Annotated in this window: 20 protein-coding genes and 1 pseudogene; 8 read left to right on the forward strand and 13 right to left on the reverse strand. The window is 68.1% G+C overall.

Annotated features, from left to right (window positions below):
* Positions 1-20: 20 nt before the first annotated feature.
* From araH to VXM69_RS01710, 6 genes are all read right to left on the reverse strand, one after another.
* Complete coding sequence (araH, locus tag VXM69_RS01685) at positions 21-1040, reverse strand: L-arabinose ABC transporter permease AraH (protein ID WP_034187597.1); 1020 nt, start codon at positions 1038-1040, stop codon at positions 21-23.
* Positions 1041-1070: 30 nt separating this feature from the next.
* Entirely contained in the window at positions 1071-2618 is a 1548-nt protein-coding gene (gene araG, locus VXM69_RS01690; protein WP_367188878.1) for an L-arabinose ABC transporter ATP-binding protein AraG, read from the reverse strand.
* Between the two features lie 20 nt (positions 2619-2638).
* Positions 2639-3652: an arabinose ABC transporter substrate-binding protein gene (locus VXM69_RS01695; RefSeq protein ID WP_034187595.1), complete on the reverse strand. Its 1014-nt coding sequence runs from the start codon at positions 3650-3652 to the stop codon at positions 2639-2641.
* Between the two features lie 83 nt (positions 3653-3735).
* On the reverse strand, positions 3736-4665 hold the full coding sequence (locus VXM69_RS01700; protein ID WP_124670760.1) for a Gfo/Idh/MocA family protein: 930 nt from the start codon (positions 4663-4665) through the stop codon (positions 3736-3738).
* A 25-nt stretch (positions 4666-4690) separates the two neighbouring features.
* Positions 4691-5620: a dihydrodipicolinate synthase family protein gene (locus VXM69_RS01705; protein ID WP_034187593.1), complete on the reverse strand. Its 930-nt coding sequence runs from the start codon at positions 5618-5620 to the stop codon at positions 4691-4693.
* Between the two features lie 113 nt (positions 5621-5733).
* A complete protein-coding gene (locus VXM69_RS01710) occupies positions 5734-7485 on the reverse strand; it encodes an IlvD/Edd family dehydratase (RefSeq protein WP_034187592.1) in 1752 nt (583 codons plus the stop codon).
* Between the two features lie 114 nt (positions 7486-7599).
* Here VXM69_RS01710 and VXM69_RS01715 point away from each other — a divergent pair, with 114 nt between their 5' ends.
* A complete protein-coding gene (locus VXM69_RS01715) occupies positions 7600-8550 on the forward strand; it encodes a LysR family transcriptional regulator (protein WP_034187591.1) in 951 nt (316 codons plus the stop codon).
* Between the two features lie 18 nt (positions 8551-8568).
* Here the strand turns inward: VXM69_RS01715 and VXM69_RS01720 are convergent, their stop codons facing one another.
* Positions 8569-9045 carry an OsmC family protein gene (locus VXM69_RS01720; protein WP_124608478.1) on the reverse strand — a complete coding sequence of 159 codons (477 nt, stop codon included), beginning with the start codon at positions 9043-9045 and terminating at the stop codon, positions 8569-8571.
* Between the two features lie 133 nt (positions 9046-9178).
* On the opposite strand from VXM69_RS01720, the gene VXM69_RS01725 reads away from it, so the two are divergent.
* Entirely contained in the window at positions 9179-9820 is a 642-nt protein-coding gene (locus VXM69_RS01725) for a GntR family transcriptional regulator (protein ID WP_367188879.1), read from the forward strand.
* A gap of 27 nt (positions 9821-9847) precedes the next feature.
* Here VXM69_RS01725 and VXM69_RS01730 read toward each other — a convergent pair whose 3' ends face one another.
* Positions 9848-10873, reverse strand: coding sequence for a LacI family DNA-binding transcriptional regulator (locus VXM69_RS01730; protein ID WP_124608477.1), 1026 nt, complete (start codon positions 10871-10873; stop codon positions 9848-9850).
* 188 nt (positions 10874-11061) lie between these two features.
* On the opposite strand from VXM69_RS01730, the gene VXM69_RS01735 reads away from it, so the two are divergent.
* From VXM69_RS01735 to VXM69_RS01755, 5 genes are all read left to right on the forward strand, one after another.
* A complete protein-coding gene (locus VXM69_RS01735) occupies positions 11062-12210 on the forward strand; it encodes an ABC transporter ATP-binding protein (protein ID WP_367188880.1) in 1149 nt (382 codons plus the stop codon).
* An 8-nt stretch (positions 12211-12218) separates the two neighbouring features.
* Entirely contained in the window at positions 12219-14210 is a 1992-nt protein-coding gene (locus VXM69_RS01740) for a beta-galactosidase (RefSeq protein WP_367188881.1), read from the forward strand.
* Positions 14211-14276: 66 nt separating this feature from the next.
* Positions 14277-15536, forward strand: a complete 1260-nt coding sequence (locus VXM69_RS01745) for an ABC transporter substrate-binding protein (RefSeq protein WP_367188882.1) — start codon at positions 14277-14279, stop codon at positions 15534-15536.
* Positions 15537-15590: 54 nt separating this feature from the next.
* A complete protein-coding gene (locus tag VXM69_RS01750; RefSeq protein WP_367188883.1) occupies positions 15591-16535 on the forward strand; it encodes a carbohydrate ABC transporter permease in 945 nt (314 codons plus the stop codon).
* A 20-nt stretch (positions 16536-16555) separates the two neighbouring features.
* Entirely contained in the window at positions 16556-17407 is an 852-nt protein-coding gene (locus tag VXM69_RS01755; protein WP_124608473.1) for a carbohydrate ABC transporter permease, read from the forward strand.
* Between the two features lie 107 nt (positions 17408-17514).
* Here the strand turns inward: VXM69_RS01755 and VXM69_RS01760 are convergent, their stop codons facing one another.
* Together VXM69_RS01760 and VXM69_RS01765 are read right to left on the reverse strand one after the other, a co-directional pair.
* Positions 17515-18231, reverse strand: coding sequence for a pirin family protein (locus tag VXM69_RS01760; RefSeq protein ID WP_367188884.1), 717 nt, complete (start codon positions 18229-18231; stop codon positions 17515-17517).
* A gap of 84 nt (positions 18232-18315) precedes the next feature.
* The gene (locus VXM69_RS01765; RefSeq protein ID WP_034187581.1) at positions 18316-19080 is read right to left on the reverse strand and encodes an SDR family oxidoreductase; all 765 of its coding nucleotides are present in this window, start codon (positions 19078-19080) and stop codon (positions 18316-18318) included.
* 137 nt (positions 19081-19217) lie between these two features.
* Between VXM69_RS01765 and VXM69_RS01770 the strand changes: the two genes are divergently transcribed.
* Entirely contained in the window at positions 19218-20135 is a 918-nt protein-coding gene (locus VXM69_RS01770) for a LysR family transcriptional regulator (protein WP_034187580.1), read from the forward strand.
* A 226-nt stretch (positions 20136-20361) separates the two neighbouring features.
* On the opposite strand, the gene VXM69_RS01775 is transcribed toward VXM69_RS01770, so the two are convergent.
* The 3 genes and pseudogenes from VXM69_RS01775 to glcC all read right to left on the reverse strand — a co-directional run bounded on the left by VXM69_RS01775 (position 20362) and on the right by glcC (position 23278).
* Positions 20362-21786: a DEAD/DEAH box helicase gene (locus tag VXM69_RS01775; protein WP_367188885.1), complete on the reverse strand. Its 1425-nt coding sequence runs from the start codon at positions 21784-21786 to the stop codon at positions 20362-20364.
* Between the two features lie 36 nt (positions 21787-21822).
* Positions 21823-22257: pseudogene (locus tag VXM69_RS01780) on the reverse strand (DUF6306 domain-containing protein); the annotation flags it as partial.
* Positions 22258-22507: 250 nt separating this feature from the next.
* Positions 22508-23278 carry a transcriptional regulator GlcC gene (gene glcC, locus VXM69_RS01785; protein ID WP_049030349.1) on the reverse strand — a complete coding sequence of 257 codons (771 nt, stop codon included), beginning with the start codon at positions 23276-23278 and terminating at the stop codon, positions 22508-22510.
* Positions 23279-23358: the final 80 nt, after the last annotated feature.

Genomic DNA, 23358 nt, shown 5'->3' on the forward strand with positions numbered 1-23358 from the left:
GCGGGCGGCCGCGCTGCCGGTCAGATCTTCATCGCGCGCCGCTGGTTGCGACGATACTGGTCGAACAGCACCGCGAGCAACAGAATTCCGCCGCGTATCAGATATTGGTAAAAGGTCGGCACGTTCAGCAGGCTCATCGCATCCTGCACCGCGCCCATGATCAGCACGCCGACCAGCACGCCGGAGATCGTCGCGACGCCGCCCGTCAGCGACACGCCGCCGAGCACGCACGCGGAAATCACGCCGAGTTCGAGGCCGACCGACGTCTTCGGGTCGCCGAGGCTCATGCGCGACGCGAGCATCACGCCGGCGAAGCCGGTCACGAGCCCCTGCAGCACGAACACCGTGATCTTGATGCGCATCACCGGCAGCCCCGCGAGCAGCGCGGCCTCCCCGTTGCCGCCGACGGCCAGCACGTTCTTGCCGAACACCGTCTTGCGCAGCAGGAAGCCGAACACGACGAAACCGACGATGTTGCTCCAGATCGGATACGAGATGCCGAGGAACGACCCGCCGCCGAGATCGAAGAAGCGCTCCTCGGAGATCATCACCGCATCGCCGTTCGACGTGATGAACGCGAGCCCGCGCACGACTTCCATCATCGCGAGCGTGACGATCAGCGAATTGATCCTGTAGCGCGCGATCAGCACGCCGTTCACGAGCCCGACCGCGCCGCCCGCGAGCACGCCGGCCGCGATACCGAGCACGACGCTGTGCGTCGCGGTGATCAGCGTCGACGCGACGACGCCGGAAAACGCGACGATCGACGCGACCGACAGGTCGACCTCGCCGAGCGCGAGCACGAACATCATCGTCACCGCGATCGAACCGATCAGCGTGACCGACAGCAGGAGACCCTGGATGTTGCGCGGCGTGAGGAAGTCCGGCACGGTCAACGACAGCACCGCGAACAGCACGAGAAACACCATCACGATGCCGGAGCGGTTGATCAGTTGCCACACGCCGCCGCGCGCGCGTGCGGGCACGGCAGCGGCATCGGGGGACGGGGAAGTGCGTTGGGGTTGCATTGCCTGGCTCATATCGGTTGCTTTCCGGTTGACTGCTCGCCGCTAGCGCGGCAGCGCGAGCTTGATCAGCGTGTCGGGCGTCGCATGCGCCTTCGCGACCTCGCCCGCGATCCGTCCTTCCTTCATCACGACGATGCGGTCCGACACGCCGATCACCTCGGCCAGATCGCTCGACACGAGGATCACCGTGCGGCCCGCTTCCGCGAGTTCGTAGAACAGGTTGTAGATTTCCGCGCGCGCGCCGACGTCGATGCCGCGCGTCGGCTCGTCCATCAGGAACACGTCGATGCGCTCGGCCAGCCAGCGCGCGAGCACGACCTTCTGCTGGTTGCCGCCCGACAGCGCGCCGATCGGCGTGTCGCCGTCGCGGGTCTTGATCGCGAGCCGCTCGATGTAGCTTTGTGCAAGCTCGCGCTCGCGCCGCCCGTCGAGCAGCACGCGTGCCGGGCTGAAATGGCGGCGCGCGCTGATGTTCAGGTTGTCGGCCACCGACGCGATCGCGACGATGCCTTCCTGCTTGCGGTCTTCCGGGCACAGCGCGATGCCGGCGCGCACCGCATCGCGCGGGCTCCCGAATGCGACGCGTTTCCCGTTCAGCTCGACGTGCCCCGCGCTCGGGCGCACCGCGCCGTACAGCAGCTTCATCAGCTCCGAGCGGCCCGCGCCGACGAGCCCGAAGAAGCCGACGATCTCGCCGCGCCGCGCGGTAAACGACACGGGTTCCGCCAGGCCAGGCCCCGCCAGCCCTTTCGCCTCGATCAGCACGTCGCCGGCCGTGCGCGGGCGATAGCCGTAGACGTCCTCGATCGCGCGGCCGACCATGCAGCCGATCAGCCGGTCGCGGTCGAGATCGGCGACGGAATCGAACGTGTCGATGCGGCGGCCGTCGCGAAACACGGTCACGCGGTCGCACAGCTCGTATACCTCTTCCATCCGGTGCGTGACGTAGATGATCGCGCGCCCTTCCGCGCGCAGCGCACGGATGATCCGGAACAGTTGCGTGGTTTCGCGCGCGGACAGCGAACTCGTCGGCTCGTCGAACGCGATCACGCGCGCATCGCGCATCAGTGCCTTGCCGATCTCGATCATCTGCCGCTGACCGATCGACAGATACTTCACCGGAATGCCCGGGTCGATGCGCTCGCCGAGCCGCTCCAGCGCATCGAGCGCGCGCGCGGCGAGCGTGCGCTCGTCGACCACGCCGAGCCGGCTCGGCAATTGGCCGAGCATCAGGTTCTCCGCGACCGTCAGCTCGGGCACCAGATGCAGCTCCTGGTAGATGATCGCGATGCCGGCCTCGAGCGCCGCGCGCGTCGACGCGAAGCGCTGGACGGTGCCGTTCAGCGTCAGCGTGCCGGCCTGCGGCTGGTTCACGCCGGACAGCACCTTCAGCAGCGTCGACTTGCCCGCGCCGTTCTCGCCCATCAGCCCGTGCACTTCGCCCGCGCGCACCGACAGCGACACCGCATCGAGCGCGCGTACGCCCGGGAACGTCACGGTGATGCCGTCGAGCGCGAGCAGCGGGCCGTCCGGCGGCGTGCCCGCTTCGGCGTCGTGGCCGGGCACGGCCGGCATCGTCTGCGTCGTCATCGCGTTCTCGCCTCGCCCGCTCAGATACCGAGTTCGGCGCGCACGGCCTGCCAGTTCGCACGCGTCATCAGCTTGCCGCTCGTCTGCGTGTCGGCCGGCGGCGTCTTGCCGTTGCGGATCCAGTCGACGAGGTTCTGCGTGCTGTCCTTGCCGTGGTTGGTCGAGCTGACCGCGATCGTCCCGTAGAAACCGGTCGGCTCCTTCTTCTGGAATTCGGCGAACGCCTCGCCCGCGCCGTTGATGCCGACGCCGATCACGTCGGCCGCCGGGATGTGCAGCTGCTCGGTCGCGCGCACCGCGCCGAGCACGGTTTCCTCGTTCAGCGCGTAGACGACCCATTTCTTCACGTTCGGATGGCGTGCGAGCACCGGCGCCGCCGCGCTGAAGCCGCCTTCGTCGTCGGTCGTCTTCTGCGGCGCATCGAAGATGTTCTCCTTGCGGAAGCCGTTCGCGAGCAGCGCCTGCGTCGCGCCGTCGGTGCGCAGCTTCGCGGTCGGCAGCTCGTAGTTGGTGATCCGCAGCGCGCCGACTTCCTCGGGCTTCCAGCCGCGCCGCTTCATCTCGTCGGCGATCGCCTGGCCGACCTGGTTGCCGATCTTGGTCGCCGACATCCCGAGGTGCGGCACGTTCGGCAGCGGCTTGCCGCTCGAATCGACGAGCTGGTCGTCGACCGTCACGAACTTCATGTTGTAGCGCTTCGCGCGCGACGCGATCGCCGGCCCGAGACGCACGTCCGGCGCGCAGATCACGAAGCCCTGCGCGCCTTGCGAGCCGAGGTTGTCGATCGCGGCCAGCACCTTCTCGCCGTCCGGCGTGCCGATCTTCACGACCGAGAAGTTCTCCTTCTGGCCGAGCGCGGACGCCGCGTTCTGCTCGTTGATGAACCACGCCTGCTCGGGCATCTTCACGAGGAAACCGATCTTCAGCGGCGCGTCGGCGCGCGCGGCGCCCTGCATGCCGAGCGGCGCGATGCAGAGCGCGGCGAGGAGCGCGCGCAGGGTATGTCGGCGAATCGTGTGAGTCGTGCGGTTCATGGGATGTCTCCTTGGTATCGGCGGGTGCCGTGATGTGTGCCGTAAAGATTCGTCGGACGCGCGTCGTGCCGACGCGCGCGGGTTCAGCGGCCGAACGCGTCGGTCTGCACGCGCCGGCCGAACAGGAAGGCGTCGGCGACGAGCCGCAGCGGCCGCACGTCGACGTCGCTTTCGCCGCGCGCGATCAATGCATGGAAGTGCGCATACAGCGCCGGATACTCGCGTTCCGGCCCGATCTCGATCGGCTCGCCCGCGATCGACAATTGCGCGCCGCCGCGGCTGATCGCGAGCACGCCGTCGGCCGTGTCGACCGCGATCTCCCATTGCTCGACGGGGCCGTGCCGCCAGTCGAATTCCGCGCGTACCGGCACGCCGTCGGTATCCGCGCAGTCGAGGTCGGCCGCGATCGGCGTCTGCACGTCGCTCGGCACGAACAGCGTCGCCTCGCGCAGCACGAGCTCGCGCGGCAGGATCCGCGTGACGATCGACAGCGCGTTGATGCCGGGGTCGAACACGCCGAGGCCGCCCGGCTCCCAGATCCACTGCTGCCCCGGATGCCAGCGCCGCACGTCCTCCTTCCAGCGCACCTGCACCGCGCGGATCGTGCGCGTCGCGAGCCATGCGCGCGCGGGCTCGACCGCGCTCGCGCAGCGCGAATGCCAGGTCGCGAACAGCGTGAGGCCGCGTTCGCGCGCGAGCGCGTCCAGCGCGGCCACTTCGCCGAGCGTCGCGCCCGGCGGTTTCTCGAGCATCACGTGCTTGCCGGCTTCGAGCGCGGCGCGGGCCTGTGCGTAGCGCACCTGGGGCGGCGCGCACAGCGACACGGCGTCGAGCTCGCGCTCGGCGGCCAGCAGCGCGCGCAGGTCCTGATAGTTGCGGACGCCCGCGACTTCCGCGTGGCGGCTCGCGCACGCGGTCAACGCAAAGCCCGGTTCGGCGGCAATCGCCGGCAGATGCTGGTCGCGCGCGATCTTGCCGATCCCGACGACGCCCAGCGAAATCCGATCACTCATCGTGCGTGTCTCCTTCGCGAATCGCTCAGTGCGCCCAGCGCAGCACGAGCGGATCGAGCCGCCGCGCGATCGCGAGCAGTTCCGCGCGCGTGTCCGGGTGCAGTTCCGGCATCGGATGCCGCGGCCGCTCGCACGCGATCACGCCGCCTTCGCGCATCAGCGCCTTCGCGGTGAGGATCCCGGACTGGCGGTTCTCGTGATTGATCAGCGGCAGCCATGTCTGGTAATGCGCGAACGCGTCGTCGTGCCGCCCTTCGCGGAAGGCTTCGAGGATCGGCCGGATGCCGTCCGGAAAGCCGCCGCCCGTCATCGCGCCGGTCGCGCCCGCGTGAAGATCGGCCAGCAGCGTGATCGCCTCCTCGCCGTCCCACGGCCCCTCAACCGCGTCGCCGCCGAGCCGGATCAGCTCGCGCAGCTTGTTCGCCGCGCCCGGCGTCTCGATCTTGAAGTACGCGACCTGCTCGATCTCGCGCGCCATCCGCGCGAGGAACGGCGCGGACAGCGCGGTGCCGCTCGCGGGCGCGTCCTGGATCATGATCGGGATCGAGATCGCGTCGGACACGCGCGCATAGAAGTCGAAGATCTGCGCTTCCGGCACGCGGAACGTCGCGCCGTGATACGGCGGCATCGTCATCACCATCGCCGCGCCGAGCTGCCGCGCGCGCAGGCTGCGTGCCGCGCACACCTGCGTGCTGTAGTGCGACGTCGTGACGATCACCGGCACGCGGCCCGCGACGTGTTCGAGGATCGTGCGCGTGAGCACGTCGCGTTCGTCGTCGGTGATCGCGAACTGCTCGGAGAAGTTCGCGAGGATGCACAGCCCGTCGGAGCCGGCATCGATCATGAAGTCGACCGCACGCTTCTGGCTCGCGAGATCGAGCTCGCCGGTATCGGTAAACGTCGTCGGGACGACGGGGAAGATGCCGCGGTAACGCGGCGTGCTGCTCGATGTCATGTTTCGCGTCCTGCGCCGGCCCTGGTAGCGACCGGCCGTCTTGCGTTCACGGTTTCACGAAGCGCGGACCGGGAAGGTCCGCAACCGGCGGCGCACGTCGCGCCGCCTGCCGCTCAATGCGAATGGCTCGGCACGTCCGCGCCGCGCGTGCCGACCAGGAAGTCGAGGTCGCACCCCTCGTCGGCCTGCAGCACGTGATCGATATACAGCCGCGCGTAACCGCCCTTGCCGAGTTGGCCGGCCACGCCCGGCGCGGCGGTCGGATCGACGTCCGACAGGCGGCGCTGCAGTTCGTCGTCCGGAATGTCGAGATGCAGCGTGCCGGCCTCGCAGTCGAGCTCGATCCAGTCGCCGTTGCGCACCGCCGCGAGCGGCCCGCCGGCGGCCGCTTCCGGCGCGACGTGCAGCACGACCGTGCCGTATGCGGTGCCGCTCATCCGCGCATCGGAAATCCGCACCATGTCCTTCACGCCCTGGCGCAGCAGCTTCGGCGGCAGTCCCATGTTGCCGACCTCGGCCATGCCCGGATAACCGCGCGGCCCGCAGTTCTTCAGCACCATCACCGAGCTCGCATCGATGTCGAGCGCTTCGTCGTTGATCGTCGCCTTGTAGTGGTCGAGGTTCTCGAACACCACCGCGCGGCCGCGATGCTTGAGCAGTTCGGGGCTCGCCGCCGACGGTTTCAGCACCGCGCCGCGCGGCGCGAGGTTGCCGCGCAGGATGCGGATGCCGCCGTCCTCGATCAGCGGCCGGTCGAGCGGGCGGATCACTTCGTCGTCGTAGTTCGGCGCTTCGCGCACGTTGTCCCACAGCGACTTGCCGTTCACCGTCAGCGCGTCCGGATGCGGCAGCAGCCCGCCTTCGCCGAGGCGGCGCAGCACGGCCGGCAGCCCGCCCGCGTAATAGAACTCCTCCATCAGGAAGCGCCCCGACGGCATCAGGTCGACGATCGTCGGCGTGTCGCGGCCGATGCGCATCCAGTCTTCCAGTTCGAGCGGCACGCCGATGCGGCCCGCGATCGCCTTCAGGTGGATCACCGCATTGGTCGAGCCGCCGATCGCCGCGTTCGCGCGGATCGCGTTCTCGAACGCCGCGCGCGTCAGCACCTTCGACAGCACGAGCCCTTCGAGCGCCATCTCGACAATGCGGATGCCCGACATGTGCGCGAGCACGTAGCGACGCGAATCGACGGCCGGAATCGCCGCGTTGTGCGGCAGCGCGACGCCGAGCGCCTCGGCCATGCACGCCATCGTCGACGCGGTGCCCATCGTGTTGCAGGTGCCGGCCGAGCGCGACATGCCGGCTTCGGCCGACAGGAAGTGATGGAGGTCGATCTCGCCGGCCTTCAGCGCTTCGTGCAGCTGCCATACGGCCGTGCCCGACCCGATGTTCTTGCCTTCCAGCTTGCCGTTCAGCATCGGGCCACCCGACACGACGATCGCCGGCACGTCGCAGCTCGCCGCGCCCATCAGCAGCGCGGGCGTCGTCTTGTCGCAGCCGGCGAGCAGCACGACCGCGTCGATCGGGTTGCCGCGGATCGCCTCCTCGACGTCCATCGACGCGAGGTTGCGCGTGAGCATCGCCGACGGCCGCAGGTTCGATTCGCCGTTCGAGAACACCGGGAACTCGACCGGGAAGCCGCCCGCCTCGGAGATCCCGCGCTTCACGTGCTCGGCGAGCTTGCGGAAGTGCGCGTTGCACGGCGTCAGTTCGGACCACGTGTTGCAGATGCCGATGATCGGCCGGCCGTCGAACTCGTGATCGGGAATGCCCTGGTTCTTCATCCAGCTCCGGTACATGAAGCCGTTCTTGTCGTTCGTGCCGAACCATTGCGCGGAGCGCAGCCTGGGTTTTGTTGCCGACATCGTCAGTCCTGTGGTGACGGGATACCGGCGCAGTCTAGGCAGAATTTTGATAACTGGCTAATGACGTTTTTGGCGATTACGATATCGATTCCAATATCGATATAAACCCGTACGATGCCCGAAGCCAGTCCGTGGGGAAACCGCGGCCGCCTGAAGACGCGCCAGCTCCTGCTGGTCGTCGCGCTCGCCGACGAAGGCAGCATTCATCGCGCGGCCGCCGCGCTGAACATGACGCAGCCGGCCGCGTCGAAGCTGCTGCGCGAACTCGAGGAATCGATCGGCGCGGTGCTGTTCGAGCGGCTGCCGCGCGGGATGCGGCCGACGCTCTACGGCGACGCGCTGATCCGCCATGCGCGCGCGGCGCTCGGCAGCCTCGACCAGGCGCACGAGGAGCTGGCCGCGCTGAAGGCCGGCCATCTCGGCCACGTGGCGGTCGGCGCGATCACGTCGCCCGGGCTGCGGCTCGTGCCGCCGGCCGTCGCCGCGGTGAAGGGCACGCATGCGGGCCTGCACGTGTCGGTCGAGATCGACACCAGCAACGTGCTGCTCGAACATCTCGCGCAGGAAAAGATCGACATCGTGCTCGGCCGGCTCTCCGCCGAACACGACAAGCTGCGCCTGCGCTACGAGCCGCTGACCGGCGAGTCGGTGGCCGCCGTCGTGCGGCCCGGCCACCCGCTGCTCGCGCACGCGCCGCTGTCGCTCGCCGACGTGCAGCGCGCCGCGTGGGTCGTGCCGCCGGCCGGCAGCGTGCTGCGCCACCGCTTCGAGCTCGTGTTCCAGCGCGCGAGCCTTGCGCCGCCCGCGAACCTCGTCGAGACGGCGGCGCTGCTGTTCATCACGCAGTTGCTCGAACAGAGCGACATGATCGCGGTGCTGGCCGAGGACGTCGCGCACTACTACGCGCGGCACGGGATCGTCACGGTGCTGCCGCTGGAAATGGATTGCCGGATGGACGATTTCGGGATCATCACGCGCACCGACCGGCTCCATTCGCCGGCCGTCGCGGTGATGGCCGACGCGATTCGCGCGGCTGCGCGGGAGGTGTACGGCGTCGCGCCGTGACGATGCGGCGGGGGTTCCCTACGCCGCGGCGAACTCGATCACCGGTTCGCAGCGGATCGGGAAATTGACCGAGTTCGCGATATAGCACTTCGCATGCGCATCGTGATGCAGATGCCCGGCCAGCTCACGATCGTCGCCGGCCTGGATGGTCACGTGCGGGCGCAGCACGATTTCGGTGAAACGGCCTTCCCCGGCGCCGTCGAGCATCGTGCCTTCGGCGTTGTCGGCATAGGCCAGCACGCGAATGCCGGCCTCGGAACACAGATGCAGATACCAGAGCTTGTGGCACGCCGATGCCGACGCGAGCAGCAGGTCTTCGGGGTTCCAGCGCGACGCGTCGCCGCGGAACGCCGGATCCGACGAACCGGGAATATCCGGCTTCGAGCCCGCCCGGATCACGTGATCGCGCCCGTACTCGCGATACCCCGATGTGCCGGTGCCGCGATTGCCCGTCCACTCCACCGCGACGCGATATTTGTGCTCGCCTGCTGCCATCTCGCTCTCCATTGATGTCGGTTGCCTCGACCGTGTCGGATGCCGTTTTGCAGCATCCGCCTGCCTGGCCGCCATTGTGGCACTGGATGGCCATTTGGTATACCATTATTCCAAATCGACGAAACACGCAGGCATGGAAGCCAAACTCGACTCCACGGCGGACGCGGTCGCCGCGTCGCTGCGCGACATGATCATCAACGGCGAGCTTTCGGCCGGCGAACGGCTGGTCGAGCGCGATCTGGCCGAACGGTTCGGCATCAGCCGGATTCCGATGCGCGAGGCGATCCAGCGGCTGGAACGCGAAGGATTGCTGGATATCTTCAGGAATCGTGGCGCCGTCGTGCGGATGCTGAGTGCGTCCGACGTGCAGGACATCTACGATCTTCGCGTGCTGCTCGAAGGCGACGCGATCTACCGGAGCGTGAAACGTCTGGACGACGAGGCGCTCGCGCGCGCCGAACTCGTGCATCGCCTGCTCGGCGACGCGAGCGTGCCGCGCCGGCAGGGCGAACTGAATCGCGAATTCCACGCGTTGCTGTATGCGGGTTGCGGCAATGCGCGGCAGCTGAAGTCGATTGCCGAACTGCGCAGCCAGGTCGAACGTTACGAGCGCCTGCAGACGACGCTGCTCGCCGATACGCCGTCGTTCCAGGTCGAGCACGAAGCGATTCTGCAGGCGTGCCGCGCACGCGATGCGCGGGCGGCACGCTCGATGACGGTCGCGCATCTCGAGTCGGCGAGACGCATCGTGATGCGGCTCGTCGAAGGCGCTTGAGACCGGTGCGCGCCGGTTCGCCGCGCGCTATGCCGCGCGCGGCGCCTGTCCGGTCGTGCCGCGCACCCTCAGTTTCGGCAACGACGCGACACGCATGCGCGGCGCCTCGTCGCTCCATCCGCCCGCCTCGCGCAATGTATTGAGCAGTTCGACCGCGAGGCCGGCCGCCTCGGCAGTCGGGATCGCGACGGTCGTCAGCGTCGGGCGCGTGTCGCTGGCCAGATGAATGTCGGTCATCCCGACGATCGACAGATCGTCGGGCACGCGCCTGCCACGGTCGGCCGCCGCATGCATCGCGCCGATCGCCGGCAGGTCGTTGGTGGCCACCAGCGCGGTCAGGCTCGGATGCGCATCGAGCAGCCGCCCCGCCGCGCGCACGCCGCCTTCGATCGAATCGGGCTCGGCCGCGACGACCGACGCGTCGAGCCCGGCCTCGCGCATCACGTCGACGAACCCGTCGTAGCGCGCCGCCTGCACGCCGCTTGCCGACCCGCCGACGATCACGCCAATCCGCCGGTGGCCGAGTTCGAGCAGATGCCGTGTCGCGATCCGTCCCGCCTCGCGGAAATCGATCGCCACGCACGGCAGGCCGTCGGGCGGCGCCTCGGGCCGCTCCCACAGGCACAGCACGACCGGCACGCCGCGCCGCGCGACGTCGAGCAGATCCGGCAGGTGCAGGTTCGCGTTGGTCACGAGAATCCCTTCCGAGATCGTGCCGGCGATCTGGTCGAGATACGCGCGCCCCTGCAACGGGTCTTCATTCGTATTGCAGACGATCAGGAACTGCCCGTTGCGGCGCACCGCCCGTTCGACCGCCAGCGCGAATTCCGGGTAGAACGGGTTCGCGATGCTCGACACCATCAGCGCGACCGTCGGCGCGCGCCCTTCCGCCAGCGCCCGCGCGGCGAGATGCGGCCGGTACCCGAGCGCCTCGACGGCTTCCAGCACGCGCGCCCGCGTCGCCTCGCCCACCCGGCCGCGGCCGCGCAGCACGTTCGACACCGTCGCGGCCGTCACGCCGGCGCGACGCGCCACTTCATCCAGGGTTGCCATCGTTTGCTCACTATATGAGACGTCGATCCAATATTTGCTTCGCTCACCGAAGCGGCGCACTATCGCCGCACACCTTGCCGCCGCCCGACGGGCGCGACTCGGACGCGATCGCATCGCCTCTTTTTTTGATCGCGATGATTAAGCGCTTAATCATGCAGTACGGCGCATTAAAACATGGAGCGGAGACAATGGCGAGCATCTCGATGCGGCGCGTGCAGAAAGCCTACGGCGATCACGCGCCGGTGATACGCGACGTCGATCTGGAGATCGGCGCGCACGAGTTCTGCGTGTTCCTCGGGCCGTCCGGTTGCGGCAAGTCGACGCTGCTGCGCATGATCGCCGGGCTCGAGGACCTGAGCGCGGGCGAACTGTCGATCGACGGCCGCCGCGTCGACGACGTGCCGGCCGCCGAGCGCGGCGTCGCGATGGTGTTCCAGAGCTACGCGCTGTTTCCGCACATGACGGTGTACGAGAACATGGCGTTCGGGCTGAAGCTCGCACGGGTGCCGAAAGTCGAGATCGACCGCAAGGTGCGCGACGCCGCGCGCATCCTGCAGCTCGACACGCTGCTCGACCGCAAGCCGAAGGCGCTGTCCGGCGGCCAGCGGCAGCGCGTCGCGATCGGCCGCGCGATCGTGCGCGAGCCCGGCGTGTTCCTGTTCGACGAACCGCTGTCGAATCTCGACGCGGCGCTGCGCGGCCAGACCCGCATCGAGATCGCGCGGCTGCACCGGCAGTTCGAACGCGCGAGCGTCGTCTACGTGACGCACGACCAGACCGAAGCGATGACGCTCGCCGACAAGATCGTGCTGCTGCACGCCGGCGCGGATACCGCGCAGCACGGCAGCATCGCGCAGGTCGGCGCGCCGCTCGACCTCTACCACCATCCGGCCAGCCGCTTCGTCGCGGGTTTCATCGGGTCGCCGCGCATGAACTTCCTGCCGGCCGTCGTGACCGCGTGCGACGCGCATCGCACGACCGTCACGCTCGTGCCGTCCGGCGAGACCTTCGCGCTGCCGCGCGACGGCTCGGCACTTGGCGCCGGCGCCGCCGTGACGCTCGGCATTCGCCCCGAACACCTGACGCTCGGCGTCGCGCTCGACGCCACGACGCTCGCGCGCGACGTCGCGCTCGTCGAACGCCTCGGCGAACAGACCTACGTGCACCTCGACGGGCCCGGCGGCGCACCGCTGATCGCGAAGGTGCCCGGCGACGCGCAGGTGCGCACCGGCGAGCGCGTGCACCTGCATGCGCCGGCCGCGGCCTGCCATCTCTTCACCGAAGACGGCCGCGCGGTGCCCGCGTGCGCCGACGTCCACGTCCACCACTACGCATAAGGATCGGCATGCGCCTCGGAGTCTGCTACTACCCGGAACACTGGCCGGAATCGATGTGGGCCGATGACGCCCGCCGGATGAAAGCGCTCGGTATCGAGCAGGTGCGGATCGCCGAATTCGCGTGGAGCCGCATCGAGCCGTCGCCGGGCGAATACGACTGGGGCTGGCTCGACCGCGCGGTCGACGTGCTCGGCGCGGCCGGCCTCGAGATCGTGATGTGCACGCCGACCGCGACGCCGCCGAAATGGCTGGTCGACCGCCATCCCGACATCCTAGCGATCGGTGCCGACGGCCGGCCGCGCGCGTTCGGCTCGCGCCGCCACTACGACTTCTCGTCGCCGACCTATCTGGAAGCGTCGCGGCAGATCTGCACGGCCGTCGCCGAACGCTACGGCCGCCATCCCGCCGTGCGCCACTGGCAGACCGACAACGAACTCGGCTGCCACCAGACCGTCGTCAGCTACTCGCCGGCCGCGCTCGTGCGCTTCCGTGCGTGGCTGAAGGCGCGCTACGGCACGATCGACGCGCTGAACCGCGCATGGGGCACCGTGTTCTGGAGCATGGAGTATCGCCGTTTCGACGAAATCGACGCACCCGTCGGCACCGTGACCGAAGCCCATCCGTCGCATCGTCTCGATTACCGGCGCTTCGCATCCGACGAAGTCGCGCGCTATCACCGGATGCAGGTCGACGTGATCCGCGCGCATTCGCCGGGCCGGCCGGTCGCGCACAACTTCATGCAGCTGTTCACCGAGTTCGATCACTACGAGGTGGCGCGCGACCTCGACATCGCGACGTGGGACAGCTACCCGCTCGGCGCGCTGGAGGAGCTCTGGTTCGCGCCCGACGTGAAGGCGCGCTGGCTGCGCACCGGCCATCCGGATTTCGCGTCGTTCAATCACGATCTGTATCGCGGGATGTCGAAGCTGCCGTTCTGGGTGATGGAGCAGCAGCCGGGGCCCGTGAACTGGGCCCAGTGGAACCCCGCGCCGCTGCCGGGCATGGTGCGCCTGTGGAGCTGGGAAGCGTTCGCGCATGGCGCCGGCTGCGTGTCCTACTTCCGCTGGCGGCAGGCGCCGTTCGCGCAGGAGCAGATGCATGCGGGCCTCAATACGCCGGACAACCGGCTCGACGAAGGCGGCCGCGAGGCGCAGCGCGTCGCACGCGAAATCGCCACCGTGCTCGATGCCGGCGCCGATGCCGACGCGAACGGCACGGTGCGCGCCCCGGTCGCGCTCGTGTTCGACTATGAAGCGAAGTGGCTGTTCGAAGTGCAGCCGCAAGGCGCCGATTTCCACTACCCGCGCGTCGCGTTCGACTACTACTCGGCGCTGCGCTCGCTCGGCCTGGACGTCGACATCGTGTCGCCGCACGCGCCGCTCGACGGCTATCGCCTCGTCGTCGTGCCGCCGCTGCCCGTCGTGCCGGACGATTTCGCGGCACGGCTCGCCGCCTCGGGCGCGCATGCGGTATTCGGGCCGCGTACGGGTTCGAAGACCGTCGACCTGCAGATTCCGCCGACGCTGCCGCCCGGCCCGCTCGCGTCGATCCTGCCGGTGCGCGTGTGGCGCGTCGAATCGCTGCGGCCGAACGTGACCGAGCGGATCGACGGCACGTTGCGCGACGGCTCGCCGCTCGCGGGCGACGCGCGCCACTGGCGCGACTTCGTCGAGCTCCACGACGAAACGCGCAGCGTCGTGCATGCGCGTTTCGCCGACGGTCATCCGGCCTGCGTGTCGCATGGCGCGCTGCACTACTGGGCCGCGCTGTTCGACGCCGCGACCACCGCGAAGCTGTTCGCCGACGTTGCGACCGACGCGGGCCTCGCGCCGACGCCGCTCGGCGACGGCGTGCGAGTGAGCCGGCGCGGCGGCCTGACCTACGTTTTCAACTACGGCAACGCGCCGCACACGATCGATGCGGTGCCGCCGTCGGCGTTCGTGCTCGGCGCCGCGCAAGTCGAGCCGCAGGACGTGGCCGTGTATCGAAGCCGTTCGTAGCCCCCCGCCACCGGCGCCGCGACGCGCCGGTCACGCACAAGACGACACACTGGAATGGAGACACGCATGACACATCGCCCCCTTCGCGCCGCCGCCCGGCTCGCCGCGGCCGCCACCGTCGCGTTCGCATCGCTCGGCACGACGGCGCCCGCCGATGCCGGCACGCTGACCATCAATATCGCGTTCAAGGGCGCGAGCCAGCGCGCGGTCTGGCAATCGACGCTCGACGCGTTCCACAAGGCGCATCCCGACATCGACGTGAAGGCGACCTTCGTCGACGAGGAAGCGTACAAGGTGCAACTCCCCGCGTGGCTGACGACCGTCGCGCCGGACGTCGTGAACTGGCACGCGGGCGAGCGGATGGCGTACTACGCGAAGCGCGGGCTGTTCGAGGACCTGAGCGGCGACTGGACCAAGAACGGCTGGGGCGCGATGTACGCGTCGACGCGCGATGCCTCGTCGTACAACGGCAAGCAGTATGCGGCGCCCACCGTCTACTACTCGTGGGGGCTGTTCTACCGCAAGGACCTGTTCCGCAAGGTCGGCATCACCGACGAGCCGAAGACGTGGGACCAGTTTCTCGACGCGTGCAAGAAGCTGAAGGCGGCCGGCATCACGCCGGTCGCGATCGGCGGCCGCGACGCGTGGACGCTTGCCGGCTGGTTCGACTATCTCGACCTGCGCCTGAACGGCAACGCGTTCCACCAGCAACTGATGGCCGGCGACGTGCCGTACACCGACCAGCGCGTGAAGAAGGTCTACACGACGTGGAAGTCGCTGATCGACGCCGGCTACTTCATCGACAACGCGCTGTCCTACGATCTCGACGGCGCGCAGCCGTTCCTGTTCCAGGGCAAGGCCGCGATGATGCTGATGGGCACCTTCATCGCGGCGGGCTTTCCGCCGAACGTGAAACCGGAAATGGGCTACTACCGCTTCCCGATCATCGACCCGAAGGTGCCGACCGCCGAGGACGGCCCGGTCGAATCGCTGCACATCCCGACCAAGGCGAAGAACAAGGCCGATGCGCGCACGTTCCTCGCATTCGTCGAAACGCCCGAGATCGGCGCGAAGCTCGCGGAAGGGCTCGGCTCGCTGTCGGCCAACAGCAAGTCGCCCGAGCCGGCCGATCCGGTCTCGCGCATCGGGTTCCGGATTCTCGCCGACACGAAGGGCGGCGTCGCGCAGTTCTACGACCGCGACATGACGAAGGAAATGGCCGACGAAGGGATGAAAGGCATGCAGCAGTTCCTCGCGAATCCCGCGCAGCTCGATACGGTGCTCGCGCAACTCGAACAGACCCGCAAGCGGATCTACAAGAAGTGACCGCGTGACCCAACCGGCGGCCGCGCGCCGCCCTGCCCGTTCAGGAGGCTAGCCGTGTCCAGTCCGATCACGTCCCCCCCGCGCGGCGGCACCGCGCCGCCGCCGCGCGGGACATCCGCCGCCGCGTTGCCCGCGCGCCGCCCGTCGCCCGCCGTGCGGCGGCAACGGCGCGCCGCGTGGCTGTTTCTCGCGCCGGCCTGCGCGATGGTGGCCGTCTATGTGATCTGGCCGATCCTGTCGACGCTGTGGCTGAGCCTGTACAACTGGGACGGGATGACCGAGCGCACGTTCGTCGGTCTCGCGAACTATGCCGAACTGCTGCAGGCGCCGACCTTCTACACGGCGCTGCGCAACAACGTGATCTGGCTCGCGCTCTTCATGCTCGCGCCGCCGCTCGGCCTCGCGCTCGCGCTGTACCTGAACCAGGCGGTCGGCGGCATCCGCCTCGTGAAATCGCTGTTCTTCGCGCCGTTCGTGCTGTCCGGCGTGGTCGTCGGCCTGATCTTCTCGTGGTTCTACGATCCGACCTTCGGGCTGCTCGCGTTGATCGTCGGGCACGGCATCCCGGTACTCGGCGACGCACGCTACGCGACGCTCGGCGTCGTGTTCGCCGCGCTGTGGCCGCAGACGGCGTACTGCATGATCCTGTACCTGACCGGCCTCACGTCGGTCAACCCGGAACAGATCGAGGCCGCGCGGATGGAAGGCGCGCGCGGCTTCGCGCTGCTGTGGCACGTCGTGCTGCCGCAGTTGCGGCCGACCACCTTCATGGCGATCGTCGTCACGGTAATCGGCGCGCTGCGCAGCTTCGACCTGATCTCGGTGATGACGAGCGGCGGCCCGTTCGAGAGTTCGACCGTGCTCGCGTATTACATGTACGAGCAGGCGATCAAGTATTACCGGCTGGGCTATTCCGCGTCGATCGCCGCCGTGCTGTTCGCGATCATGCTCGTCTACATCGTGTTCCAGTTGCGCCGCATGCTGCGCAACGAGCAGTGACCCACCGGAGAGGCTTCATCATGTTTCCGACGCCCGTTGCCCAATGGAAGCCCGTCTCGCGCCGGCTGTACAAGCTGTCGCTGCCCGTCGCGCTGCTGATCTGGCTGATGCCGATGATCGCCGTGTTCGTCACGTCGGTGCGCTCGACCGAAGAACTCGTCGAAGGCCACTACTGGGGCTGGCCGCGCCACTTCGCGATGGTCGAGAACTACCGCGACGCGCTGACGACGTCGCCGATGCTGCATTACTTCTGGAACAGCGTGCAGATCACGGTGCCGTCCGTGATCGGCTCGATCGCGCTCGCGGCGATGGCCGGCTTCGCGCTCGCGACCTACCGGTTCCGCGGCAATACCGCGCTGTTCGGCACGTTCGTCGCCGGCAACTTCGTGCCGGTGCAGGTGCTGATGATTCCGGTGCGCGACCTGTCGCTGAGGCTCGGCGTGTTCAATACGGTCGAAGCGCTGATCCTGTTTCACGTCGCGTTCCAGACCGGGTTCTGCACGCTGTTCCTGCGCAACTTCATCAAGCAGTTGCCGTTCGAGCTGATCGAGGCGGCGCGCATCGAAGGCGCGGGCGAATGGACGGTGTTCTGGCGCATCGTGCTGCCGCTGATCCGGCCCGCGCTGGCCGCGCTGGCGATTCTCGTGTTCACGTTCGTGTGGAACGACTACTTCTGGGCGCTGTGTCTCACGCAGGGCGACGAGGCCGCGCCGATCACCGCCGGCGTCGCGGCGCTGAAGGGGCAATGGACGACGTCGTGGAATCTCGTGTCGGCCGGGTCGATTCTCGCCGCGCTGCCGTCGGTCGCGATGTTCTTCGCGATGCAGAAGCATTTCGTCGCGGGGCTCACGTTCGGCGCGACGAAAGGCTGAACGCGCGCCGCAAGCGTTTTTCGCATCTCCCCCTCCGCATCGTGAGGTTGCCCGCTTCGGCGGGCTTTTTTCATGCCGTGCGGATTGGAAGGCAATGCCGCTCGATGTCACCTGTCGACGCGCCTGCCCTGGCGCAGGCGCTCGACGATCACGACCTCCGTGTCGACTCGCGCCCGCAACGCGAGCCACGTTTCATCGCGAACGGCGATGCCGTCGCGTTGCGCCAGCCTGATCGGCCCGACGTCCAGCCGCCCGTGATCCGCAACCAGATAGGCGGCGCCCGGTAGCGGCAACCCGTGCTGCATCGTCGTGCCTTCGCGCAGCATCGCGATACGCACACGTGCGTCGGCGTGAAGGGGCAGCGCGCCGGCGCGAACATCGTCTGGATCGCCGCTCGCCACCGTCACGAATCGGCCGTCGCGACATCCGGGCGAACAGACGCGCGTCGCGCAGCGCGCGGTGCCGGCCGGTGTGCGCGGACGCAGCCAGATTCGGAACTGCCGCGCGGGTACGTTTTCCTCGTTGCGCTCGGCGTGATGAAACGCCGCGCCGGCACTCGTCACATGGACGGAATCGGCGACCAGACGCACGCGATTGCCCGCGTCGTCCTCGTGCGTGATGGCGCCCGAACGCACCCATGTGACGATCTCGACGTCGCGGTGAACCTGCATGCCGAGGCCCGAGTGCGGCGCGAATTCGACGTCGTCCCATCCGTAGAGCGGGCCGGGCAGCGCAGGGTCGACGCCCTCGCGGAAATGCCGGCGGGCGTCGACACCGCCGCGCCGCAGCACGCCCAGCGCAAGAAAAGGCCGATGTTCGATCATGATGAAGCTCGATTCGGGTACGCCGGGTGCGGATCGCGATCGTCGAAGACCGCGTCCCCCACACCCCGGGCGCCCCGGCAACGCTCAGATCTGCTGCTGACCGCCATCGACGAACAGTTCGATGCCGTTCACGAAGCTCGCGTCGTCCGAGGCCAGGAACAGCGCCGCGCTCGCGATCTCGCCGGGCTCGCCGAGCCGCCCCATCGGGATCTGCGCAGCCAGATAATCGGCCAGCCCCTGGCGCTGCGCGGCGTCGTCGCCGGCAAGATCCAGCAGGCCCGGCGTACGGGTCGCGCCCGGGCTGATCGTGTTCACGCGCACACGGCGGTCCTTGAGGTCGAGAATCCAGCTGCGCGCAAACGCCCGCACCGCCGCCTTCGAAGCCGAGTACACGCTGAACGCGGCAGTGCCCGCGCTACCGGCCGTCGAGCCGGTGAGAATCACCGATGCGCCCTCGGCAAGCAGCGGCAGCGCTTTTTGCACCGTGAACAGCACGCCCTTCACGTTGCGGTCGAAGGTGTCGTCGTAGTGCGCTTCGGTGATGTTGCCAAGCGGCAGCATCGAACCGCCGCCGGCGTTCACGAACAGCACGTCGAGGCGCCCCTGTTCTTCCTTGATTTGCGCATACAGCGCGTCGAGTTCATCGAGCCGGGTGGAATCCGAACGGACGCCGGTCGCGTTGCCGCCGGCTTCGCGAATGCCTTTCACGGCGGCATCGAGTTCCGCCTGTCGGCGGCCCGTGAGATAGACGTGCGCGCCTTCCGCCGCGAAGCGTTGCGCGGTGGCGAGGCCGATGCCGCTGGTTGCGCCGGTGACGAGTGCGATCTTGTTGTCGAGTTTGCGTGCCATGGTAGTGCTCCTTTCGATGAGTCGGTGATGTTTGCGTCGCAGCGGCTTGCTGCGATGTGAGGAGAATATCGACGGCCTTATCTTTTCGAAATAGAATTGATTGCAATCAAACGTTGCATAAATGAAAAGACAAGGACATGGCTCAACTCCCCGATTTCGAAGGGCTCGCGATGTTCGCGAAGGTGGCCGAGCACGGATCGTTCGCAGCCGCGGCGCGCGCGACCGGCGTATCGGTCGCCACGGTCTCGCGCGGCGTGGCCCGCCTGGAGGACCGGCTGGGCGCGCGGCTGTTCAATCGCACGTCGCGTCAGCTCTCGCTCACCGAGTTCGGCCGGACGATCAGCGAGAAAGCCGGCGAGATCTATCGCCAGGCCGAGGAGGCGGAAAGCTCGGCGCGCGAAATGTCGGTACAGCCACGCGGGCTGGTGCGGCTGGCCGTGCCGATGTCGTACGGGCTGCGCTGGGTCGCGCCGTTGCTGCCCGGCTTCTTTCGCGCATACCCGGAGGTGTCGATCGACCTGCATCTGTCGGACGCGTCGGTCGATCTGGTCGGCGACGGGTTCGACGCCGCCCTGCGTATCGCCGCGCTGCCGGATTCGTCGCTGGTCGCCCGGCGGCTGTGCGCGGTCACGCAATACGTGGTGGCGTCGCCGGAGTATCTGCGGCGCGAAGGGCGGCCCGCGCATCCGCGCGAACTGGCGAACCGTCCGTGTCTCTCGTACGCGTACCGTGCACGCAGCGCCGTGTGGCGCTTCACGAACGACGCGGGCGAGGAGGAACCGGTGATGCCGGCGGGCCCGCTGCGCGTGACGAACGCCGATGCGCTGCTGCCCACGCTGCTCGACGGCCTGGCGATTGCCGAACTGCCCGAGTTCATCGCCGGCGAATATCTGGCCGACGGGCGTCTCGAAGCGATCCTCACCGACTGGTCGCTGACGAAGGGCGGTCTTTACTTCGTGACGCCGTCGGCGCGCGCGCGACCGGCGAAGGTCGCGGCGCTGTCCGATTACTTCGCCGAACATCTGAGCGATCCGACCTGGCGATGGCCGAAGTGACGGCCTGGACAACGGGTCGAGCAACGCGCGTCATGGCACGCATGCAACGACGGGTTTCAAGCACGTCCACCGCCTGACGGTTTGTCGTGGCCGTCGGCCATGGCTACGCCCGTCCGCGCGCGACGTACGCACGACCTGTTTCAGCAAACGTCGACGCACGCCGAACAGGCCGCAGTTGCCGGATGCAGCCGGATCGGCTGACCGACTTTGAAAGGACCGATCCGGATTACCTGGACGGTTTGCCCCGGCCGCCGGCAGGCTTGCCCGCTGGCTTGCCGCCAGGTTTGCCGCGCGGCTTTTTCACACTGAACGGACTGCCGATGGTGTAGTCCGGCCCGCTGTCGGCCGACCTCGCATGCTGCGCCGCAGGCTTGCGCTGCCCTTCGCCGCCCGGCGATCGCGGCTTCTTGCCGGGCGCCGGCTTGGCAACCGGCGCGGCGTGCTGCACCTTGGGCTTCTTCGGTTTTTTAGGTTTCTTGATGATCTGCCCCGTCGCGCTCGTCTCCGGCACGCGGTGTTCGGCTTCGAAACCCGGCTCTTCCTCGCGCCGCAGCGTTTGCCGGATCAACGCTTCGATCGCGGCCAGTTGCGGCGCTTCATCGGCACACACGAGCGACACGGCCACCCCGCTGGCACCCGCGCGGCCGGTCCGGCCGATGCGGTGCACGTAGTCCTGCGCGACGATCGGCAGATCGACGTTGATCACCAGCGGCAGATCGTCGATATCCAGCCCGCGCGCCGCCACATCGGTGGCGACCAGCATCTGTACTTCGCGTGCCTTGAAGCGCTCCAGCGCCCGCAGGCGCGCGGGTTGCGGCTTGTCGCCGTGGATGGTGTCGACCGCATAGCCGGCTTCATCCAGCATGGCCGCCAGATAGTCGACGCCATTGCGGGTCTTGACGAATACCAGCGCGTGCTCCCAGTTGTTCTCGGCCACCAGGTGCATGAACAGATCGGGCTTGTTCCGCTTGTCGACCGTCACCACCCACTGCTTGATCTTGCTGGCCGTGACGTTGGGCGGGCTGACGCTGATATCGACCGGATTGCGCAGGATGCCCGCCGCCATCGCGCGGATATCGTCGGTAAACGTGGCGGAGAACAGCAGTGTCTGGCGCCGCGTCGGCAACGCGGCGAAGACGGCATTGAGCTCGCGCGCAAAGCCGAGATCCAGCATGCGATCGGCTTCATCCAGCACCAGCGTCTGCACCTGATCGAACTGCACCGCGTTCTGGCGATTGAGGTCGAGCAGGCGGCCCGGCGTGGCAACGAGCACGTCCACGCCCTTGCGCAACTTCATCATCTGCGGGTTGATGCTCACGCCGCCGTAGGCGGCCAGGAAACGCAGATCGAGGCCCTTGCCGTACTCGACGAAGCTTTGCAGCACCTGTTCGGCCAGTTCGCGCGTGGGCACCAGCACCAGCACGCGCGCGCGGTTGCTGGATACCGCCGGGCCGTGTTGCACGAGCCGTTGCAACAGCGGCAGCGCAAACCCTGCCGTCTTGCCGGTGCCGGTTTGTGCCGCGGCCATGACGTCCTTGCCGTTCAGCACCGCAGGAATCGCCTTGGCCTGCACCGGCGTAGGTGTCTGGTAATTGAGGCCCTGCAGGTTACGCAGCAGCGGCTCGATCAGGCCAAGCGAGGCAAAAGACATGGACGTATTCCGGGCTAAAAACCGCAATTCTAGCGGTTACGGCGCGGGTTGCGCCCCGTGCGCCGCACCGCGCAGCCACACCGCCACCGCCCCGATATTCTTCTCGTGCGCGACCAGCATCAACGACAGCGCGTGATGCATGTCCCGATCGGCAAGCGTCGGCAGCAACGTCTGCAGCTTGCGCACGACCCAGCGCTGGCCGCGGTTCAGGAACGCCAGCCGCTGCGCCAGATCGTCGATCGCCATCGCCTGCTCGTGGAACGCGCCCGTCGCGCGCGTCGGTACGGCATCGAGCGACCGGATCGCGTCGACGAGCACGCTGCACCCGTGCGCGTCGTCCTGGCGAATGTGCGCGATCAGCCGATGCAGCTCCGGATCGCCGGTTACCTCGGCCGCCGTTTCGGAAGCCACACGTGCGCTCGCGCGCTCGGCCTCCAGCAGTTCGTCGAGCGTCGCCAGCAGCGCCGTGCGGTCATCTTGCGGATTCGGGCCGGCGTGGGTATCAGGGCCGCCGCCATGCGTCGGCATCGACATGCAGCATCCTCCTGTCGGGATCGATGGCGTAACACGCTCGACGGTACACGGCGCGTATTGCACGAATGTGCCAATCAGCGCGCGCCGCTCGCCGGATACGTCACATCATGATGCATTGGCGTGTCAACCCGCATCGTCAACGCACTTCACTTGATCGACGTCATCGCCCGAACGCACCAGCGCTTGCTCAAGTCCACCCTTCGAGCCGCAACGTCGAACGTACGAGCCGCTGTTCCTCCTGCTCGATCTCGCGCAGATACTCGACGCACTGGCGGATATGTTCGCTCGCGGCCTTGCGTGCCTGGTCGGGCAACCGCCCGGTAACCGCGTTGTAGAGCCGCGCATGCTGGCGGTCGATCTGCTTCTTCAACGGCTCGCGGTGATAGAGGTTGTTCACCGACGCGAACACCGAACTGAGCAGCAGGTCGGTCAGCGACTGCAGCGTATTGACGAGCACGGGGTTGTGCGACGCCTCGCAGATCGCGAGATGGAACGCGTGATCGAGCTTCGCGCGCGCGGCGGGGTCGAGATCCTGCGCGTCGGCCGCCGTCATTTCCTCGTAGCGGCGCCGGATCAGGATGAAATCGGCCGGCGTGCCGCGCAGCGCCGCAAGCCGCGCGGCCTCGGCCTCGAGCATCCCGCGCACCTCGAACAGGTCGTACAGCGTGCGCGGCTGCGAGCCGAGCAGATGCATCATCGGCGTGACCTCGCGCTGCGGGGTCAGGCTCGCAACGAACGAGCCCTTGCCATGCGCCGTGTCGATGATCCCGCGCGCGTGCAGCAGCTTCATCCCTTCGCGCACGGCCGTACGCGACACGCCGAGCTTCTCGGTCAGCCGCCGTTCGGACGGCAACGCCTGCCCGGCCTTCAGCACGCCGTCGACGATCAGCTGCTCGATCCGCTCGGCGACGACATCGGCCACGCGCCGCGCCGGCCCTTCTCGATCCTGCATTCCCATACTGGTATGACCACTTTGGACGGATATCGCCGATTTTCTCACAAAGCCTTGTTCCTACTGGTTTTTCCTGGCCCGCCACG

Source organism: Burkholderia sp. Ed8, from assembly GCF_040761425.1.
In the GTDB taxonomy this organism is placed as follows: Bacteria; Pseudomonadota; Gammaproteobacteria; order Burkholderiales; family Burkholderiaceae; genus Burkholderia; species Burkholderia seminalis.

What these genes read in the sequence shown, in the direction of transcription:
- araH (WP_034187597.1), bottom strand. Translation starts at nt 1,040, where the DNA reads ATGAGCCAGGCAATGCAACCCCAACGCACTTCCCCGTCCCCCGATGCC.
- araG (WP_367188878.1), bottom strand. Translation starts at nt 2,618, where the DNA reads ATGACGACGCAGACGATGCCGGCCGTGCCCGGCCACGACGCCGAAGCG.
- VXM69_RS01695 (WP_034187595.1), bottom strand. Translation starts at nt 3,652, where the DNA reads ATGAACCGCACGACTCACACGATTCGCCGACATACCCTGCGCGCGCTC.
- VXM69_RS01700 (WP_124670760.1), bottom strand. Translation starts at nt 4,665, where the DNA reads ATGAGTGATCGGATTTCGCTGGGCGTCGTCGGGATCGGCAAGATCGCG.
- VXM69_RS01705 (WP_034187593.1), bottom strand. Translation starts at nt 5,620, where the DNA reads ATGACATCGAGCAGCACGCCGCGTTACCGCGGCATCTTCCCCGTCGTC.
- VXM69_RS01710 (WP_034187592.1), bottom strand. Translation starts at nt 7,485, where the DNA reads ATGTCGGCAACAAAACCCAGGCTGCGCTCCGCGCAATGGTTCGGCACG.
- VXM69_RS01715 (WP_034187591.1), top strand. Translation starts at nt 7,600, where the DNA reads ATGCCCGAAGCCAGTCCGTGGGGAAACCGCGGCCGCCTGAAGACGCGC.
- VXM69_RS01720 (WP_124608478.1), bottom strand. Translation starts at nt 9,045, where the DNA reads ATGGCAGCAGGCGAGCACAAATATCGCGTCGCGGTGGAGTGGACGGGC.
- VXM69_RS01725 (WP_367188879.1), top strand. Translation starts at nt 9,179, where the DNA reads ATGGAAGCCAAACTCGACTCCACGGCGGACGCGGTCGCCGCGTCGCTG.
- VXM69_RS01730 (WP_124608477.1), bottom strand. Translation starts at nt 10,873, where the DNA reads ATGGCAACCCTGGATGAAGTGGCGCGTCGCGCCGGCGTGACGGCCGCG.
- VXM69_RS01735 (WP_367188880.1), top strand. Translation starts at nt 11,062, where the DNA reads ATGGCGAGCATCTCGATGCGGCGCGTGCAGAAAGCCTACGGCGATCAC.
- VXM69_RS01740 (WP_367188881.1), top strand. Translation starts at nt 12,219, where the DNA reads ATGCGCCTCGGAGTCTGCTACTACCCGGAACACTGGCCGGAATCGATG.
- VXM69_RS01745 (WP_367188882.1), top strand. Translation starts at nt 14,277, where the DNA reads ATGACACATCGCCCCCTTCGCGCCGCCGCCCGGCTCGCCGCGGCCGCC.
- VXM69_RS01755 (WP_124608473.1), top strand. Translation starts at nt 16,556, where the DNA reads ATGTTTCCGACGCCCGTTGCCCAATGGAAGCCCGTCTCGCGCCGGCTG.
- VXM69_RS01760 (WP_367188884.1), bottom strand. Translation starts at nt 18,231, where the DNA reads ATGATCGAACATCGGCCTTTTCTTGCGCTGGGCGTGCTGCGGCGCGGC.
- VXM69_RS01765 (WP_034187581.1), bottom strand. Translation starts at nt 19,080, where the DNA reads ATGGCACGCAAACTCGACAACAAGATCGCACTCGTCACCGGCGCAACC.
- VXM69_RS01770 (WP_034187580.1), top strand. Translation starts at nt 19,218, where the DNA reads ATGGCTCAACTCCCCGATTTCGAAGGGCTCGCGATGTTCGCGAAGGTG.
- VXM69_RS01775 (WP_367188885.1), bottom strand. Translation starts at nt 21,786, where the DNA reads ATGTCTTTTGCCTCGCTTGGCCTGATCGAGCCGCTGCTGCGTAACCTG.
- glcC (WP_049030349.1), bottom strand. Translation starts at nt 23,278, where the DNA reads ATGGGAATGCAGGATCGAGAAGGGCCGGCGCGGCGCGTGGCCGATGTC.